Raw genomic sequence first — 19,191 nt, 5'->3', positions numbered from 1 at the left:
TGCATTTGAAGCCTATTTATTTTAAATGCGGAATCTAGCTGTGTAGATAGAGTTAATCTAATTCCTTTTTTAAAATGAGTTTTAAAAGCATATCGGAGGCTGTTTCACCCCCCAATCCAATCCAAATAATTCCCCGAATGAACTACCTCAAAACTTGCATCCGGATAGGCTTTTGACCAAGCAGCCGGGGCTTTTGGGGTTTTATTTAAAGAGTATTTGAACTCATAGCTTCTCAATTGATCACCTTCTTCTTCTACCCAATCCAATTCTTGCTGATCGTAAGTCCTCCAGAAGTAATTGTTGCAGTGTATTTGAGTATAACTCTGGAATTTAAGGCGCTCGGCTGCTAAATAATTTTCCCAAAGTTCGCCCACATCCGTCCTTAGATTCAGGCGATTGAAGTTCTGGATCAAGGCATTTCGTACCCCATTGTCATAAAAATACCAACGGCTGTTTTTGACGATTTCCTTCCTTAGATTTTTACTGAATCCGCCGATTCGGTACACCACAAAAACTTTGGATAGCATATCGAGATACCTTTCTACCGTGTTTTTTGACATGCTGAGCTGGCGACCCAGCTCTTCCAGTGAGACTTCTTTTCCGACCTGAAAGGCAATAAGTCTCAACAAGGAATAAAGCTTCTCGGAGTTTTTGATTCCGTCCACCATCAAAATGTCCTTCAGTAGGTAATCATTCATGATTTGGTACAGGTAATCCTCTTTGTCTTTCCACGTGGGATATTGAATCAATTCGGGATAGCCTCCAAAAATGAGTCGTTCCTCACGCTTTTCAAGTGTAGTCTTGTAATCTTCCCGCTCCTTGAATTCCATCTGAGCCAAAGGAAATAGGTAAAGGGTATTTTTCCGTCCGACCAATGGCTCGCCTACTTGCTGATGCAGGTCAAAAGCAGATGATCCCGTAGCGATCACATGAATTCCCTCGATGGTATCTACAATTAGCTTTAGAATCATTCCGATATCAGGAATATGCTGCGCTTCGTCGATGACCAGCAGTTTTTTACCTGCCAGTAATCGGGTATAATTTGCGACGGACCTTTCCTTTACCAGTGCTGCATCTGTGACGTCATCACCGTTCAGAATCAGTGTTTCCTCTGATTTCCATTGAGAAATATATGTTCGAATAAAGGCAGTCTTACCTACTCTCCTTGGCCCGATCAGCATCAGTACCTTGTTTGGCTTGAGCTTTTTTTCGAAAACCGATCGAATCCCTCTTGGATAAATTACCATTGAATGTGTTAAATAACTGAATATCAATCCAAAATTGACTTATTCATTCAATAAATCCAAATTAAACTGACGCAATTAATGTAAATTCCGTCAGTAGACTGACGCAATTAACGTAAATTCCGTTAGTCAATTGACTCAATTCATGTAAATTCCGTCAATTATATATTTTTTAGAAAAGCTAATTTTTGTTTTCTGTACTCATTTTTCCCAGCCTTTTGTAACTTACTGCTTACCACCAAACCCAATCAATCATGCATTTAAAATTCAGCCCCCTTTTGCTAGGGTTGCTTTTGCTTTTTTCACCCGAAAGTGCCTTTTCACAGAAATCCAAAAAGAAATCTGAGCCGGCTCAAGAAGCCACTTATGATACCGCACTTTACAATGCCATGGAATTTCGTCTTGTCGGTCCTTTCAGGGGAGGTCGGGCGACGGCCGTGGCAGGAGTCGTTCAGGAACCCATGACTTTCTATCAAGGCTCAGTCGGTGGAGTATGGAAAACCACCGATGCCGGAGAAAGCTGGTTCAATGTTTCAGACGGATTCTTTGGTACGGCATCCGTGGGTGCCATCACCGTTGCGGAGTCCGATCCAAATGTAGTCTATGTCGGAATGGGCGAAGCGCCTGTCAGAGGAGTCATGACTTCCCATGGAGACGGAGTGTACAAATCAGTTGATGGAGGAAAGACCTGGAAGCATATGGGGCTTTCTGAGATTCGACAGATTTCGAAGATAGTTGTTCATCCAAGCAATCCTGACCTAGTCATCGTAGGCGGACAGGGAAGTCCCTACGGCGCGACCGATGCCCGGGGAATCTACCGCTCGGAAGACGGAGGGGAAACTTGGGAAAAAGTTCATTATGTGAATGAAAATTCCGGTGTTTCGGATCTCAGCATGGATATGACTAATCCCCGGATGATCTATGCAGCCTATTGGGATCACCGTCGTTTTCCTTGGAAAGTACAGAGTGGAGGTCCCGGTTCAGGAATCTACAAGTCCTCGGATATGGGAAAAACCTGGACCAAACTCAGCGAAGGCCTGCCAAAAGGAGTCATGGGAAAAATCGGAATATCCGTTTCCCGGGCCAATAATAATATTGTCTGGGCTATCATCGAAGCCGAAGACGGTGGGCTTTACCGATCTAATGATGCGGGGAAAACCTGGAAATTGGTAAATGAAGACCGGTTGCTTCGTGCACGCTCTTGGTATTACATGCATATTTTGGCTCACCCAACTGAGTCGGAGACAGTGTATATCATGAATGCACCTTTGGTGGAGTCCAAGGATGGGGGGAAGACATTTGTTAACCTTCGAACCCGCCACGGCGACAATCATCAGCTTTGGATCAATCCGGAGCATCCCCAATACATGGTCAACGCCAATGACGGGGGAGGGAATGTGTCTATCGATGGCGGTAAAAATTGGTCCCGTCAGGATAATCAGCCTACCGCTCAATTCTATCGGGTAAATGTGGATCAGCAATTCCCTTATCGCATTTATGGAGGCCAGCAGGATAATTCATCCGTTTCTTTAGCCTCCCGTGCCAATGGTTCAGGAATTGGCTGGGATGAGTTTTATCCAGTGGGAGGTTGCGAGTCTGCTTTTTCGGCTTTTGATCCAGAAAACCCCATTTATATCTATTCTGGTTGTTATCAGGGTATCATCACCGAGTGGAATGCTAAAACCAAGCAGGAAAAAGACGTGATGGCCTATCCTTACCAAGGCTTGGCTTCCAAGCCTGCTGAAGTCAAATATCGTTTCAACTGGAATGCTCCTATCATCGCTTCCAAGCATGATCCTTCAGTAATCTATCATGCAGGAAATGTGATTTTGAAGACTACCAACCGAGGTTTGAGTTGGGAGGAAGTGTCTCCTGACTTGACCAAGAATGACCCTGCTCATCTAGACTATGGCGGTGGACCGATTACCAATGAGGGGGCAGGTGGGGAAGTTTTTCATACGATCATGTATCTCGCGGAATCTCCTCATACTCCAGATGTTTTGTATGCCGGTGCGGACGATGGGTTGCTTCATGTCACCAAGGATGGAGGCCAAAGCTGGTCCAATATCACCATCCCCAATACGCCGGAAGGCATGGTCAATCAGATCGAGGTTTCTCCTCATGATCCTGCTACCGTTTATGTGGCTTTCACGAGCTACAAGTACAATGATTTCACCCCGCATATTTTTAAGTCTAGTGATTACGGATCTACTTGGACCCGCATGGTGAATGGAATTGCGGAAGAAGCTTTTGTTCGTGTAGTAAGGGAAGATCCTAACCAGAAGGACTTGCTGTATGCAGGTACCGAAACGGGGCTTTATGTCTCTTTCAATGGTGGTCAAAAATGGGAGAAATTTCAGCAGAACTTGCCCGTAGTTCCGATTAATGACCTGATGATTCAGGACAATGATATGATCATTGCTACTTCTGGAAGAGCATTTTGGGTGATGGATGATTTGAATCCGCTGTATGAACTGAAAGCTGCTGCTGATGCTGACTTCTATGTGTACGAACCTGAGGCTGCGATTCGTGATTTTGCTTTCCGCGGAAATGATCCCCAAGTTGGGCAAAATCCTTATCCCGGATTTTCTGTGATGTATTACCTGAAGGGAAATGTGGATTCGGTGCTTTTGGAAGCCGAATTTCAGGATATGAGTGGTAAAGTGCTTCGCAAATTCACCACTGATTCGGACGCAAAAACCGGAAAAATCAAAAAGAAAACGGGTATGAATCGACTGAATTGGGATTTGAGTTTGGATTCTTTTGAGTCAGTGAAAGGAGTTTTCTCTGGAATAGGTTCTTCAGCCCAGCGGGTCATTCCTGGCAAATACAAGTTGGTGATGCGCTACGGAGACCAGGAAATCAGCAAGGAATTAGAAGTTAAACCCGACCCAAGGTGGACGGCTAACGCAGCTCAATATCAAGAGCAGTATGCGCAGCTGACCAATCTTCGGGAAGCTATTATTTCAACTCGAAAAATGGCGGAAGACCTGCGAAGCCTTAGAGGTCAGATCAAAGACTTGTCAGAAAGAGTGGATGCTGAGAAATACGAGACTTGGCATAATCAGGCCAAAGAAGTACTGACAGCCATCGATGAAGCCGAGTCAGAATTGATTCAGACCAAGCAGAAGACCTTCCAGGATGTGATCAACTTCCCGAATAAACTGGATGCCGATCTCTTGCATATCTACGGTGCGATCAATGAGGGCGAGCCGCCGATTACAGAAGGGCAAAAGCAGCGAGCCAAAGACCTTTTGAGTGTTTTCTCAAAAGTAAAAGCACAAGTTGAAGGGGTAATGGCTTCTACCCAAGCCTTAGAAAAGTCCATGATTGACCAAAAGATTCCGATTTTGGTTCCGAAGAAGGATTAAGGAAAAGGAATCAGCGTTCTGGCTGTTCTGCTTCTCCAGAAGCAGGAATTTTTACTTAAAAGTTTTCTATCCTGCTTTCGGAATAGCAGGATAGCTAAAATTGAGTTAAGGCTTGGGTTTGAAATCCAGGCCTTAACTTTTTACCCCTTCATCTGTTTTATTTTCATGTACGAACACTTCTTCCAATGTCCCCATTGCTTTCAGGAGATTTCTATGCTTCTCGATCCCTCGGTTTCTCGTCAGGAGTACATTGAGGATTGTGAAGTTTGCTGTAATCCTATCGAGCTTCAGGTGGAGTTTGAGGAGGGGGAACTGGTTTATTTTGAGGCAAATTCCATCGAACAATAATGCTTTTTTCAAAAGAAGAAACGCTGGAAGGAATCTGGCAGGCAGTTAAGCATGAGCTGCATCGTGGAGCCTTGGACGTGAAGCACCCCTTTCATTGGGTAAATTTGGGTACGGTTTCTGGGGATTTTCCCTCAGTTCGTACGGTGGTGCTAAGAAAGGTAAGTGAGGAACTTCATTTTTTTGTCTACACCGATTACCGATCCGAGAAATGTTCAGATTTGAAGTCCAATCCGAATGCTACGCTTCATTTTTACCATCCCAAAAAGCAGGTTCAAATCCGGGTAAAGACTCAGGCTAAGCTCCATTTTCAGAATGAATTGGCTGAAAAACTTTGGGAGACCATTCCAACCCACCGAAGGTCTGAATATAGCGGAGTCCAAACTCCAGGAATTCCCATTTCTAATCCTCAGGAAGGATGGAACCAAGGAGATTTAGAAAATCACTTTTTCACCGTTTTGGACTTGGAGCCTTTGGAAATCGAGGTATTGCAGCTTCGCAAAGAAGGGCACCTTCGAGTACTATTTGCTAAAGAAAAAGATTGGGAGGGTACTTGGCTAGTGCCTTAAATATTCCACCAATAGGTGAATTTCAACACGATTGATCGGTTTTTGGTGTAGAATGGAGCAGGAAGGTAATTATCCGTGTACACGATAAAAAGGTCCGAAGCCGGCTGGAATCGCCACTGGAAGCGGGTATTCAGGTTGATGTTTTTGATCTGCTCGTTGTACTGGACGAATGCAGTGAAAAAGAGGGTATTGGTCATGGTCACATCCACACGTGGGCCGACCAGCCAAAAATTGGTCGTATTCCATGGCTCCGGAAGTACTATTCGGTTGTAATTGGTGCTCATTGCGATACTCACATAGGGCTGGAATCGATAGCCCAGTTCGGTACTGATGTTGTACCGATCCCCGTCTGCATAGTATCCACCCATCCGTGTGGAAAAGCTGTAAGTGAACAAGCTTTGCGGCTTGGAGGAATATTCGGTGCCCCATGCCCTCCACGTATGAACGGTTCCGGCAGGGAGTGTTTCTCCTGAGAAATTGGTCGGGTCAAAAGGTCGCTGCAGCTTTACAAAATCATAGCCTGCCCAGAGCATAAAGGTGCTTTGGCTTCTCCATTTCACATTGTATGCAGCATAAGTGGTATTATCGGTTTGTTCTCCAGTAGTATTAAAAAAGAAGGCAGTTCCCACATCCGGTCCATGAGAAAGGATTTTTTCGCTTTTGGGAAACCAGCGGTACCCTACTGTAGGACTGATTTTGAAAAAGCCATTTCTGGGTACAAAACCTACTTCAGCCGTATAGTTTTCAGACACGTATTCATGCTGCCAATTCCAAGTCAGGTTTCCCGATGCATAGCGCAGATTGGCTGCGTGAACAAAACCCTCCTGAGTGCCGTCCGGCCCAAAGCTTTTCAGCACCATGGCTTTTCCTGTCCAAAGATTATTGGAAGATGCCAAATTGTATTCCAAACCTACATTTCGATTGAATTGACTATAAACAGGAAGCTCAGATTCCGGATCAGGATTGTAATTCAGGGATTGTTTGTTGATCAGAATTCCGGTGATATTGGATCGGGAGCCGACCTGTCTTTGCAAGGCAAGTACTGTGAAGTTTTGGGAAGGGAGACCTTCACTGTCCACCGCTCCTGTTTGCATATTCATGGCTCCGATTCGCCAGTCTTTGTTGATTTTCCCACTGAGCCGGGCACCAAACTGGATCGGGGCATTGAGTCCGATTCTTCTGGAAAAAAAAGGTCTGATGGTACTATAGCCGAAGTTGGCGAAGAGGTCTCCGTTTTCCAGGAAAAACTGCCTTCGTTCAGGGAAAAAGAGCTCAAACCGATCCAGATTGGTCACTTGCCTGTCCACCTCGACTTGTGAAAAGTCAGGATTTACCGTCAGGTCTAGATTCAGGGAGGAAGTGAGGGCAATTTTGGCATCCATCCCAAACTCCCGACGATATTGAGTTTCGTTTTCCGATTCGAAATCCTTGGACACTCCTCCCAAGAGGTAAGGGATGACAGAAATATTCGCTCCTGCTTCCGGAGGTGCTTCATCCCAAACCAAGACTCCGGTATAAGCCAAGGAAGCCGAAGGAAATTGACGTGGTACAGGAGCCCAGCCTGATTTTTCGGTAGCTTTTAGGTCAAGGCGGGAAAAGTTGATTCCCCATTCTTTGATACCCTTTTTGTACCGGATGGATTTGAAGGGAATGGCTGCTTCAAATATCCATTTGTCTTCGAAATTGCTGACTTTGGAGGTCCATTTGTTGTCCCAACTGAGGTCTACCGAGCCTCCGTTGAACATGATTCCATCCCATTGAGCTCCGGCAGCATTCGCCCCGAATGAAAATCCGTTGGTTTGGTCGTCAAAGGGGTCCATGAAAAGTAAGAAATTGTCATTTTTCCCAAAACTAAAATCCCGGCGAAGCGACTCGACCATGTAGGGGCCTTCCAGCAAGTGATGATTGACCACGATGAGATATAAATTCTGATCATCGTAAGTCATCCGGACGTCCGTCTGCACCTGCGCGAAACTTGTGTCCATGGGCGTAATCATAAAAAAATCACTGGCCACCTCGGCCTCTTCCCATGCTTTCTCATCCATCACTCCATCAATCAAAATTGGAGATGAAGCCCGCTTCATGTGGAGTCGGTAGGAATCGTTTATTTTTTGGGCTTGAACAGGTCCAATGCAGATTATTGAGAGAAAAAGAAAGAAAGCTGTAAGTCTGAGCATCATCATTTGCTCTTCAAAGTTGGGGAATGATTGCTTGACTATCAGTGATAGGAGTCTCAAAGGAAGCGAGTTTTATGGGTTTATTCGGTAGGAAAAGGTCAGATTGATTTGCCTTCGGATAAATTGGGAGTCTCCTTCGGTAAAGAAGTTTTCCCCTTCGATGATGTAGCGGTTTCTTCGTGAATTGAATATGTCATTCGCAGTCAATATCAGCCTTCCTCGCTCTTGCATGATTTGCTTGCTGGCAGAAAGGTCAATGAAAAAGATGCCTTTTCTTACCCCTTGAGCTGTTTTTTGCCGAGCATCGTAATTCGCGCGAAACTGTAAGTCCCAACCTCCATCCAAAGTAAATCGAGAGGTCTGTCGGGCAAGGAATGAGGTGGTTCTAGCCTGAAAGTCTGCCTGCACATTGCTTCCGTCGATATTAGCATGGAAAAAGTTCAGGTTCAGATCCAGTTTCCACCAGTCTTTGGGTCGGTAATCAGCACTAAACTCTAAGCCGAATGAACGCTCACCAGTGAGATTGAAAGGTAGGGTGGTCGCAAAACCCTCTTCATTCACCGTGCGGATTCGCTCGATCTTATCCACTGTATTTCTGAAATAAGCGGTGGAAAAAAGTGTGCCTTTGTCGAAGTATTTGATATGTCCCAATTCAAATGCATCGGTAAACTCCGGGTCTAGGTCTGGATTGCCGCTGAAGAAGTTTCGCTGATCAGAAAAGGTAACGTAGGGACTTAGATCATTGTAAACCGGTCGGCGCACCCGTCTCGAGTAGCTGAGTTGAAAGGCATTTTCCTCTGAGATATTATAGGTCAAATGGGCACTAGGAAAGAGATTGGTGTAGTTTCTTGGGTTACGCTCATTGGTTTCAGCGAGGATAGTTTCCACATCGGTATGCTCTACGCGAAGCCCTGCTTGATAAGTCCAGTCGCCAGTTTTATTGCCCAAAATCCCATAGGCGGCTAGAATATTTTCATTGTAGAGGAAAATATTGTCCAGTCCGGGTATGGGAACCAATTCCCCACTTTCATTTTCTTCAGATACAATGAAGTCATTTTCCATCTCACGGAAACTGGTCCGCAGACCGGTTTCAAATTTCCCTTCCGAACCGATAGGCTTGACATAATCGAGCTGAAATAGGTACTGATTTTCAAATTCATCATTCAGTGAAGTCTGAAGCAGATCTTCCTCGGGTACCGGCTGTCCATTGGCATCAAAGCGGAATTCGGTGAATAGCTGATCTGAATTTTCCCAATAATTCAGGTAGGTAAAATTTGCAGTCAGCTCATGGCCTTTTTGACCAAAAGTCCGCTTGTAGTTTAATGCTATTTCTGAATTGGGCTCTTTTTCCTTTTCGTCCTGTCTTCGCAAAGAATAGCCTTGAAAATTATCCAGAGAATTCAGGTAATCATCATAGCGGATGTCGGTGATTCTTCGGCCATCGGTTCGTCTCCATAGGTAGGATGCAGTGAAAATGCTCTGTTCGGAGAAAAAATAGTCCAATCCGCCCCGGATACTGTTGTTCCAGCCCCGAAGTTCACCGGAATTGGCCTGACTGAGAATGAGGGTTTCCCCATTTTCGTAGACCTCCTGATACTGCTCGCTGACATACGGCTGGTAGCGTCGGGCAAAGCTGTAATTGATAAACCAGTTGATGCGGTTTTTGCGGTAGTTCAGATTGGTGGAAAAGCCCAAATTAAGCGGAGTGCCAGCGATTACTTCAAAGGAACCGTTGAATCCCTGATTGCTGTCTTTTTTCAGGATGATGTTGATTACTCCGGCCATCCCTTCGGCCTCATAGCGTGCTGATGGATTGGTGATGACCTCGACTCGCTCGACCATATTGGCTTGAAGCTGTCTGAGGCCCGAAGAACCTTTGAAACTCACCAGTCCGGAAGGCTTCCCATCGATCAAAATGCGGACATTGGTGGAGCCCCGTAGACTCACATTCCCTTCTGGATCGACGGCAACGGAAGGAAGATTCATCAGAATATCCGTAGCAGTACCTCCTGCATTGGCAAGGTCCTTTCCCACATTGAAAATCCGTTTGTCCAGTGAGAGCTCCATCAGGGTCTTTTCTCCTTGGACCACTACTTCATCCAGCTTTTGATCATTTGATTGAAGGGAGATCGTACCCAAATTCACTATACCATCTGCTCTGGATAATTCAAAAAGCGGGCTCTTGAAGGATTCAAAGCCCATAAACTCCACCAAAGCATAAAACCTTCCAAAGGGTAGATCAATCGAAAAGCTTCCGTTGTCTTCCGTAATTCCGCCACCTACCAGACTGTCCTTTTCAGAATATACGGCTACGGATGCAAAGGGCAGGGCCTGCTCAGAAGATTGATTTTGAACGATGCCTCGAAGCTTCCCTTGAGAATAAGCGAGGCTACTTCCCAAGAATAACAAGGCAAATACGACAAGAAAATGTCGATAGTGGTTTTTTGGGCTGAACATAGGTTTATAGGCTGGGCTAAAAGACAATTGCTTGCCAAATTAGTTTCTAAATCTACCTTGATTTTGGTGTATTTACCTTCTCTTTTTGATCAATGGCAGGAGAAAATTTTGAGTTGAAAAAAGCAGGGATACCAATACTTTGAGTCGAAATTATTGAATGACACTTACTGTCAAAAGTTAGTCGGTCAACTTTCTTTGCCGTAAATTTATTCTACTAATCAGTTCAAAATCAGCTACGTGTGATTTTGGTAAAAAATAGATTCACATCGAGCTATGTGGGTAGAACCAACTAAGGTGAAGTTTTCTTAGTGAATACAAAAGTAGTCTAGGCGGGCTGAAAGAAATTAAAATATACTATTCAAATATGAACTATCAAGATAAAGTAAAAGAGGCTTTTGAAATCCTGGAAGATGCCAAAATCCAGGTTTTTACAGCGCTGATCAATGTTGCTATGGCTTCCGAATTCAAGGAAATAGATGAGCTGTTTGATGAAGGGGAATTTTTTGCCTTCAGGAGTAGCGACTTTGATCATGCTACTGATCCCAATATCCAAAGCCTTCAATATGTGGTGAAAGCAATGGAGATCGCAAAAGAAGAAATGATCGCCTGGAACGGTCTCAATAACTTGAATTTACAGGGGAATGAGTAAGGATTAATTTTCTAATCCTATCAAGTATCCCGTGTAAAGCAGGTAAGTGGTCAATAACATCAGTGCTTCCCAGCGATCTAGCCGGTATCTTTTTCCGGTAAACATCGCCACAAAAAGAAAGACTGTTCCTGCACCGAGGATATAAAGATCGGTATTGAAGGAAATATTGAATTCTAATGGGCGGATGACAGAGCTGACTCCCAGAATAAGCAAAAGGTTGAAAATATTAGAGCCTACGATATTCCCGATTGCGATATCGGCATTTTTCCGCATGGCCGCTACGACAGAAGTGGCGAGTTCGGGAAGGGATGTTCCTGCCGCTACGATAGTAAGTCCGATGATTTTTTCACTTACACCCAAGGATTGAGCCATTGAAACGGCATTGTCCACGACGAGTTTTCCGCCGCCAACCAAGCCCGCTAAACCTAACAAAATCAACATCCAGATTTTCTGATTGGAATAATCTTTCACCTCGACTTGCTCTGCTTGTGGGTCAGATTTGAGCTGAGTGGCTACGTAATAAAGAAAGGCAACAAAACAAACTAGTAGAATCACACCGTCCCACCGTGATAGGAGGGGATTTCCCGAAAATAAATAAGCATTTGCCAGAAAAAACAGTCCAATTGCAGCAACAAGAGAAAAGGGAATTTCCTTCCAAACAGTACTTGACTGGACAGAAAGAGGAATGATCAGCCCGGATATACCCAAGATGATGAATAGATTGAAATTATTGGAGCCGATCACATTCCCAAATACAATGTCCGGGTAGTTTCCAGAGGCAGCAACGGCATTTACCACAAGCTCAGGAGCAGAAGTGCCAAAAGCTACAATTGTCAAACCAATTGCCAGATCAGAGACATTCTTCTTTTTTGCCAAAACAGAGGCGCCATCCACGAGCCAGTCTGCCCCTTTGACTAAAAATACTAACCCAATGAGCAATAAGAGAATTGAAACTACCATAGTTCTGAAGAATGATTAAAATTCTTTCAATAAATCGCGCAAATGTAGATGGAAAAAAGTCTCATTTAGATCAGGGGTCGATATTTATTTCTTGGGATTTTTTTGATTATTCAATTAATTGAAATACAGTTGATTATGTGAAATTTTTTGGGTTGAAAGGGTTGGTCTTTCTGTTTTTGAATCCATGATATGAACTATAAAGAAAAATCAATGCAGCACCTGCGATGGCAGTTATCTGTAAGGGCATGATTTCACCCCAGTGTCGAACGGCAATGGCTACTAAAGCCCAAACTCCAACCAAGGAAAATTCCCGCATGGATCGGGTGTAAATCATCCAAAGATTCAATCCTGTTGCCACTAAAATCATGATGATGGTCCAAGTAAGTTCATCCAGTCCGCCCGTCCAACCGATCTTAGCCAGATAGGCGGAAAAATTGGCAATAGTGGCCACTGCAATCCAGCCTGAATAGAAACAAATGGGCCACCAAATCCAGCCAATGATGTAGCGGGGAGCATGCCAACGCTCCATATTCAGTCGGAGGATGACAGCTACCAATGAGGCTAGAATTCCCAGCATAATCACCACACTCAATCCTGTCTGCTCAGTAAGCCAAAACCAAAGCCAAGCTCCATTTAGTAGATTAGCCAGAATCAAAAATGGTCCCATTTGTAGGATGTACCTGCTTTTTCCATCGCTGAAGGCTGATTTGACCAAGTAGATGGCCTGCGCAGTCAAACTCAAAAATATCAAACCCCATATTGAAAAGGCATAGGATGCGGGTGTAAATAGGTTTTCATATTCCCGGCTCAGCGAGCCTACCGTATTTCCATTGATTCCGAAAGCGTTGACCCGATAATTCCAAAATATGAGGACCAGTAATACAAGTAAGTTGATGAGTGCGATGGCTTTTTGGGCTTTCTTCATTTTTTGAGGGGTTGAAGGGATTGTAAAAGCGTAGGAATTAATTCTGTCACTGTTGGATGGGTAAAAACCCCATTCTTCAGTACATCAAAATGTAAATTTCCGTACATGGCTGTAAGGAAAATACCGATGATTTCATCAGCTCCCGTACCACAAATCATTGCTCCGGCGATTTGTCCACTCTTTTCTTCAATCAAAACCTCCATTTTCCCTTGAGTTTCTCCTTTCTCTTTGGCTCGATTGATTTGCGACATGGGCATTTCTGCGAATAAATAGTTCTTTTTAGAGGTTAGAGCTTGTGTTTTCGTGATGCCAGCTCGTGCAAAGGGTGGATCGATGTAGAGGGCATAATTGAGAATACGGTCGCTGGTTTTTTTCTTTTTGGTACCGCTGATATGGTCTTTGATGATTTCGAAGTCATGGAAGGCTGTATGAGTAAATGCTCCCTTCCCATTGCAATCACCGAGTGCAAAAATGCCCGGGATCTCAGTCTCCAATTTTTCATTGACTGGGATAAAGCCCTTTTCATCGGTGGAAATATTCGCTAATTCTAATTGAAGCAAATCGGTATTCGGCTCTCTTCCCGTGGCCAATAGCAAATGGCTTCCTCGCACTGCTTTTTTTTCTCCATGGCAATCCATTTGCACTTCCACTTGGGATTTGCCCCAGTTTTTTCCGGAGAGGCAATTGGATCGGAGTTCAAACTGAATGCCCTCAGCCTCTAAAATTTCCTGAATAAGCTGTGAATGGTCAGGGTCTTCCTGATGAATGATTCGATTTCCTTTTTCTAACACCGTCACTTTACTTCCCAGTCTTTTGAAAATCTGGGCAAATTCCAGTCCCACATAACTTCCACCCACAATCAGGAGATGATCGGGGATTTCTTGAAGTTCCAGAATACTTTCATTCGTGAAGTAGCGGACATTTTCAAAACCTGAAATGATCCTGGGCCTCGTTCCGACATTGATGTAAATTTTTTTGGCGGCAAGTCTATCCTTTCCAACTTGAATGAGATGGGGCTCGAGGAATTTACCCACCCCTTTGAAAAGACGGATTTTATCATTTTCCTCCATTCCCTTCTCTAATCCCTTTCTGGAAGAGCCAATAATGGTTTCTTTTCGCTTCCAGATTTCCTTCAAGTCAATTTTGAGCTTCGTGGAAGCTTGCACTCCAATTCGCTTGGGGCTAGAGAGTTCCCATGCCCTTCTGGCTGAGGCCACGTAGGTTTTGGTGGGTGTACAGCCCGTATTGACACAGGTGCCGCCCAACTTTCCTTTTTCGATCAAGGCCACTTTTTCTCCTTGATCTGCAAGGAAAAAGGCCAAAGGGTTCCCTGCTTGGCCTGAACCTATGATGATCGAGTCAAAAGTTACGTCAGGTTTCATGCTAAAAGTATTGGGTCAATTATTAATCTAGGGATTTGAAAGGGTTTTTAAAAGGAATTAAGGGTTTTTAGCTGTAGATAGCTTTTTGGCTCTCTTACAAAAGGAAAAATCCCCCGATCATTCAACCGGGGGATTTCTCTTGCTTCTCATTTCTATTCTCTTTCTTCTGCTAAAAAGCTCTTTCCTTCAAGTGCTCTTCCAGATCCAGTAGATTCACTCCGCTTTTCCACCAGTCGGGAGCAGCTTCACCCTTCAGATGGTGATCGAAAAACTCCATCATCCGTACGCTGTAATCCTTGCGGTTTTCCAACTTGCTGAGTCCGTGATTTTCGCCCTTATACTGCATCATCACCACTGGCTTTTTCAATCTTCTCAAGGCTGAATAATACTCGATTCCTTGTGTAAAGTCCACTGCTCCGTCTTTGTCATTATGCAAAAGTAGGAGAGGAGTGCTGACATTTTTCACATGGTAAACAGGGCTATTTCGCTCGTAGGCATCCCAGTTTTCCCATGGGCCACCACGGAATCTTCCCTGAGAAGCCTCAAATATGGACATATTACCTCCTCCCGAATTCCAGTAGATCAAATCATACATGGAAATCATATTGGTCAAAGGAGCTCCTGCAGCGGCAGCCTTAAACATATCTGTCTGCGTGATCAAGAAGGAAGTTTGATAGCCACCCCAAGAGTGTCCGTGGATTCCGATGTTATTTTCATCAATAACTCCTGTTTTGATGGCTTCCTTCACAGCAGGAATCACACACCAAACAGCCGACATGCCCGGATCATCCAGTTTGTACACGATATCCGGAATAAAGACCGCAAAACCATTGGAAGTGTACACATTCGGATTCCAACCTGTTCCGCCAAAACCGGGATTAGACCAGTTATGGCGAGTTTGGGAAAGTTTCTCGTAGTAATAAACTACCGTCGGATATTTCTGTCCTTCTACATAGCCTGCCGGCAAAAAGAGCGTTCCTTGGAGTTTATCGCCCTTATCAGAAACATAATCCACCAGCATGGTACCTTCAGACCAAGCATATTTATCAGCATCCGGTGCATTATTGGTGACTTGCTGAGGATTAGTCAGGGAGGCATCAGTGAGGTAAACCTGCGTTGGTTCATTGAATTTCTCTTGGAAGAAAAAATAGGTTTCGGCGTTTTTAGCTTTGGATAGATTTCCAACATTAAAATCATCCCAAATCAAGACTTTTGCTCCCGGAGTCAAGCCTCCTTTTTTCGCAGGAGAAAGCTGCGCAATACCAGATTTCTTGGTCCACTCTCCATACATTCGGATATAGGCAGGCTTCCTTAGATCGATGCCTTTTTCCTCAGGATCCAAACCGAAGCGATACTGATAGCGAATCTGATCTGTTTTGCCATTCACAGTCAAATTTATTGGCGTTTCCTTTGACGCCATGGCGGGAACCTGCCAAATATCCCAGCCGTCTCTCAGAAGAACGTATTTGCTATCCGAACTCCAGCCCAAAGCTCCGTAAAGTGGTTTTTCGATGTTATGATCATCCTCGATATTTATGAAAGAAACAGACATTCCTTCAGTGATATTTCGGCTTTGGCCGGTAGGAATATCGTAGATGTAGTAATGCCCGTCTGAGCCATAGATCAATTTGGTGCCATCCGGAGATTCACGAGGGAACGAAGAATAATTGGGGAGGTACATTTTCTTGAATAGCTCTTTCTTTTCTCCCGTTTTCAAATCCACAATATAGAAATCCTGGTATCGCTGTCCATCCAAGTTCATATCCAGTTCGTAGGCAGAATAATCCGCCCCAAGGGCATAACGCTGCTTGTCTAGAATATTCAGGTCACGCATACTGCTGTCTTGCAATTGGATGTGCTTGCCAGCATTGACATCATACATGGCCCAGAAACTGTAGTTTTTGTCCTGATTCTGCATGACCTGCTGTCGGGACTGCAGACGGCTGTCATTCCAGTGCCAGATGGTCATATCCGGAGTGTCAGCATCATTATCTTTTTTGTCATTCACCTTACCGGAGTCCAGTTTGGAGATGGCTTTCTGAAGGTCAGAGATGGATTTGATGGTGGTGTCTGCCATGATTTTTTTCATGGCTTCAGCTTCAGCCTGCTTAACCGAGTCTTGGTCCATTTCCTTTTTCTCCTCTTTTTTCTCTGCTAAAACCAAAGGGTGAATGCCATAAAACAAGCGAGTCAAATCCTCCGACCACATAGGTCTTCTGTTTTGGGAAATGGTATAAGCCTGATCAAAATTGACTGAATCCTTTTCCGGATTATACACCGTCACCTGAGGAGCGGCTAGATTTTTCACACCGATGACTTGTCCCTTGTCCTGCTTGTACTTTTTGTCTTCGACCATTTTCAAAGCAGCAAAGGCATCACCTTTTTCGGTCCAAGCCAAGGATCGGTAGGAAGCTTTGTCCGAGTCCAGAATCTGCATGCTATTGGCGGAGACATTCATCAAGTACAAGCCATTGCCGGATTGATTGGCAGCATCGACTGTGTAGGCTAGGTAATTACCCGCTTTGTTGAAAGAGAAATCAGCCACATTGCCAATATTTTGGGCTTTTTCGCTAGCCAAGTGATAGATCAAAAGATCAGAACCCCGGGCATCGCCATTTCCGTTCTTGGAAAGATTAATTGCTAAAACAGTGGAGGCTTCTCCATTGAACGAGTAATTGCTGACATTCTCAAATTCCTTTTTGTCTTCGCTTCCCAATTTGATGAGAATAGCCTTGTTCTTGAGCGGTTTTCCTTTGCTCTTTTCATTGGCTTTTTTCTGCGAAAAGGTAGGATACTCGGTGTAGGCAAACCATTTTCCATCTTCGCTGAATTGCATGGACGGATAACTGGTCGAACCGATTTTCAAAGTCTTTTTGGAGTCTTCCTCCCCCACTTTTTGCAGGATGATTTCTCCATCTCCTTCGAGTTGAACGAGCCCATAGGCCATCCATTGTCCGTCAGGAGAGAGTTGAAATGCCGATCCAGGCATATATTTCCAGGAGGGGATATCTTTCCAGGTAATGGGATCTTTTTCTTGGGCTATTGCCAAGCTGGCAATCAGGAAAAGTGCCCAAAATGTGAGTAAGTGTTTTTTGATCATTGCTATTCTTTTTTCTGAAGCAGGAAAATAGGGAAAATAACGCACAGTCCTGAACGATATCTCAGGAATGGTCAAAAAAAGCAATATTGTTGCATTTTTATCAGGTGATTCATTTTGATACGGGAGGTTTAAAAAAAAAATACTATTAAATTCTTCGATAGTCCTAGCCGAATTAGGTTGGTGGTTATGATGGAAAGAAAACAAAAAAGGCCATCCAAGTTTTCAAAACTTGGACGGCCTGGGAGTTTTTCTGATTATTGACTTCAGAATTCTACTTTTTAAATACCACTTGTCCCCCCATCACCGTCATGGCAACTTGAGTTTTCAGTATTTCATCCTCTGGCACTTCCATGATATTTTGATCAAAAACAGTGAAGTCAGCTGCTTTGCCTACCTCGATCGAGCCTTTGAAATCTTCTTCAAATTCCGCATAGGCACCGTCCAATGTGTAAGACTTTAGCGCCTGCTCTCGGGTCATTTTTTGATCGCCCTCGTAACCTCCTTCAGGAAGTCCTTCCAAGGTCTTGCGTGTTACGGATGCATAAAAAGAAGGAATTGGATCTACTGGTTCCACAGGCGCATCCGTTCCATTACAGATTCTTGCGCCAGTTTGGAAAAGCTTCTGCCACACATAAGCCCCATCAATGATACGCTTTTCACCCAAGCGATCAATCGCCCATGGTCTGTCAGAACTCAAATGAATGGCCTGCATGGCTGCAATCACTCCCAATTCACCAAATCTTGGAATATCATCAGGATGCAAATGCTGGGCATGCTCAATGCGGAACCGATGGTCTGTTGCATCTGGAAACTTCGTGAAGGCAGCTTCATAGCGATCCAAAATCTCCTGATTAGCTCGGTCACCAATAGCATGAGAGCAAACCTGAAAACCTAAAGGAAGTGCCTTTTCAGAAACCTCCGTCACCACAGACATAGGCAAAGTCTCATGGCCACGATGACCTGGTCGGTCAGCGTAGTCCTCTAGCAACCATGCTCCTCTTGGCCCTAAGGCTCCGTCGCAATTCAATTTAATGGATCTGACGGTCAACAAGTGATCTTCTGTATCGATCATCGGGCCTTTTTTGTACCATTCTTCCAAAAGCTCCGGCTGACGTCCGGTAAGCATGATATACTGGCGGACGGTAAGTTTTCCCTCGTCCTTGAATTTTTGAACCAAATCGATTACACCCTGACCGGAACCTGCATCATGAAAAGAGGTGATTCCTTTCTCTACCAATTCTTGCAAAGCCAAAGTCAAGGCTTCTTCTGCTCGTTCTGGAGTTTCCTCAGGGACTAATCTAGCGACAAGACTCGAAGCTCTTTCGGTCAATACCCCGGTAGGATTACCCAATTCATCCGTGATGATTTCTCCGCCTTCGACCTCACCTGGTCTTTCGCCTTTTAGATTGGCGATTCCAGCGAGTTCCAAAGCTTTTGAATTTGCAAAGGATGCATGACCAGAAGCATGGCGAAGGAATACCGGATTGTCAGGAGACACAGCATTCAAAGGCTCGTTAGTTTGGAAACCTTTGACCATTTTTTCAGGCTTTTCGATCCACTTATCCTGATGCCATCCCCGACCTGTGATCCAGTCGCCAGGTTTGGCTTTAGCAACTGCCTCGGCTACTTTTTCGACGAGTTCATCATAGGTTTTGACATACATCAGGTCAAGCTCCAGCTTGTTGTAGCCGATTCCCATCAAGTGGGCATGGGACTCAATAAAGCCTGGTGTCATGGTTTTTCCTTCCAAGTCAACCACTTCGGTATTTTTACCTGCTAATTCCTGGATTTCAGCAGATGAACCAATTGCCTGAATCATTCCATCTTTGACGGCTACTGCTTCGACCTTCGGATTGGATTCGTCCACGGTGTAGATGGTTCCGTTAATAAAAATTTTATCAGCAGGATTTTCCGGGCCGCTATTACAGGCAAACCCGATAAAGGCCAAAAAGGCCAAGAAATAAATATGTCTCATAAGTTGGTGTTTATTCTGTATTGAAAGCTAGGATATT

At 44.4% G+C, this 19,191-nt stretch carries 12 protein-coding genes; 4 read left to right on the top strand and 8 right to left on the bottom strand.

What is annotated here, in order from left to right; translation table 11 throughout:
- Nucleotides 1-104: 104 nt before the first annotated feature.
- Nucleotides 105-1,181 carry an ATP-binding protein gene (locus CDH51_RS09680; RefSeq protein WP_449353827.1) on the bottom strand — a complete coding sequence of 359 codons (1,077 nt, stop codon included), beginning with the start codon at nucleotides 1,179-1,181 and terminating at the stop codon, nucleotides 105-107.
- Between the two features lie 317 nt (nucleotides 1,182-1,498).
- On the opposite strand from CDH51_RS09680, the gene CDH51_RS09675 reads away from it, so the two are divergent.
- The 3 genes from CDH51_RS09675 to CDH51_RS09665 all read left to right on the top strand — a co-directional run bounded on the left by CDH51_RS09675 (nucleotide 1,499) and on the right by CDH51_RS09665 (nucleotide 5,529).
- Complete coding sequence (locus CDH51_RS09675) at nucleotides 1,499-4,615, top strand: WD40/YVTN/BNR-like repeat-containing protein (RefSeq protein WP_100628406.1); 3,117 nt, start codon at nucleotides 1,499-1,501, stop codon at nucleotides 4,613-4,615.
- A gap of 165 nt (nucleotides 4,616-4,780) precedes the next feature.
- Nucleotides 4,781-4,963 (top strand): CPXCG motif-containing cysteine-rich protein, encoded by a 183-nt coding sequence (locus CDH51_RS09670; protein WP_026947906.1) that lies wholly within the window; start codon nucleotides 4,781-4,783, stop codon nucleotides 4,961-4,963.
- Entirely contained in the window at nucleotides 4,963-5,529 is a 567-nt protein-coding gene (locus CDH51_RS09665) for a pyridoxamine 5'-phosphate oxidase family protein (RefSeq protein WP_100628405.1), read from the top strand. Before CDH51_RS09670 ends, CDH51_RS09665 begins: the two co-directional genes overlap by 1 nt.
- Here CDH51_RS09665 and CDH51_RS09660 read toward each other — a convergent pair.
- Together CDH51_RS09660 and CDH51_RS09655 are read right to left on the bottom strand one after the other, a co-directional pair.
- A complete protein-coding gene (locus CDH51_RS09660; RefSeq protein WP_100629398.1) occupies nucleotides 5,526-7,706 on the bottom strand; it encodes a DUF5916 domain-containing protein in 2,181 nt (726 codons plus the stop codon). The two genes, CDH51_RS09665 and CDH51_RS09660, sit on opposite strands and share 4 nt — an antisense overlap.
- A 72-nt stretch (nucleotides 7,707-7,778) precedes the next feature.
- Entirely contained in the window at nucleotides 7,779-10,163 is a 2,385-nt protein-coding gene (locus CDH51_RS09655; protein ID WP_100628404.1) for an outer membrane beta-barrel family protein, read from the bottom strand.
- A 364-nt stretch (nucleotides 10,164-10,527) separates the two neighbouring features.
- Here CDH51_RS09655 and CDH51_RS09650 point away from each other — a divergent pair, with 364 nt between their 5' ends.
- The gene (locus CDH51_RS09650) at nucleotides 10,528-10,812 is read left to right on the top strand and encodes a hypothetical protein (protein ID WP_100628403.1); all 285 of its coding nucleotides are present in this window, start codon (nucleotides 10,528-10,530) and stop codon (nucleotides 10,810-10,812) included.
- Nucleotides 10,813-10,815: 3 nt separating this feature from the next.
- Here CDH51_RS09650 and CDH51_RS09645 read toward each other — a convergent pair whose 3' ends face one another.
- The 5 genes from CDH51_RS09645 to CDH51_RS09625 form a co-directional block, all read right to left on the bottom strand.
- Nucleotides 10,816-11,772: a calcium/sodium antiporter gene (locus CDH51_RS09645; RefSeq protein WP_100628402.1), complete on the bottom strand. Its 957-nt coding sequence runs from the start codon at nucleotides 11,770-11,772 to the stop codon at nucleotides 10,816-10,818.
- 133 nt (nucleotides 11,773-11,905) lie between these two features.
- Nucleotides 11,906-12,697, bottom strand: a complete 792-nt coding sequence (locus CDH51_RS09640; protein WP_100628401.1) for a hypothetical protein — start codon at nucleotides 12,695-12,697, stop codon at nucleotides 11,906-11,908.
- A complete protein-coding gene (locus CDH51_RS09635; RefSeq protein WP_100628400.1) occupies nucleotides 12,694-14,079 on the bottom strand; it encodes a mercuric reductase in 1,386 nt (461 codons plus the stop codon). Before CDH51_RS09635 ends, CDH51_RS09640 begins: the two co-directional genes overlap by 4 nt.
- A gap of 169 nt (nucleotides 14,080-14,248) precedes the next feature.
- Nucleotides 14,249-17,179 (bottom strand): S9 family peptidase, encoded by a 2,931-nt coding sequence (locus CDH51_RS09630; RefSeq protein WP_100629397.1) that lies wholly within the window; start codon nucleotides 17,177-17,179, stop codon nucleotides 14,249-14,251.
- Between the two features lie 271 nt (nucleotides 17,180-17,450).
- On the bottom strand, nucleotides 17,451-19,154 hold the full coding sequence (locus CDH51_RS09625) for an amidohydrolase (protein WP_100628399.1): 1,704 nt from the start codon (nucleotides 19,152-19,154) through the stop codon (nucleotides 17,451-17,453).
- Nucleotides 19,155-19,191: the final 37 nt, after the last annotated feature.

Origin of the sequence: Algoriphagus formosus, assembly GCF_002807035.1 — a bacterium.
Classification (GTDB): Bacteria; Bacteroidota; Bacteroidia; order Cytophagales; family Cyclobacteriaceae; genus Algoriphagus; species Algoriphagus formosus.
This window is presented reverse-complemented; position numbering and strand designations above follow the sequence as displayed.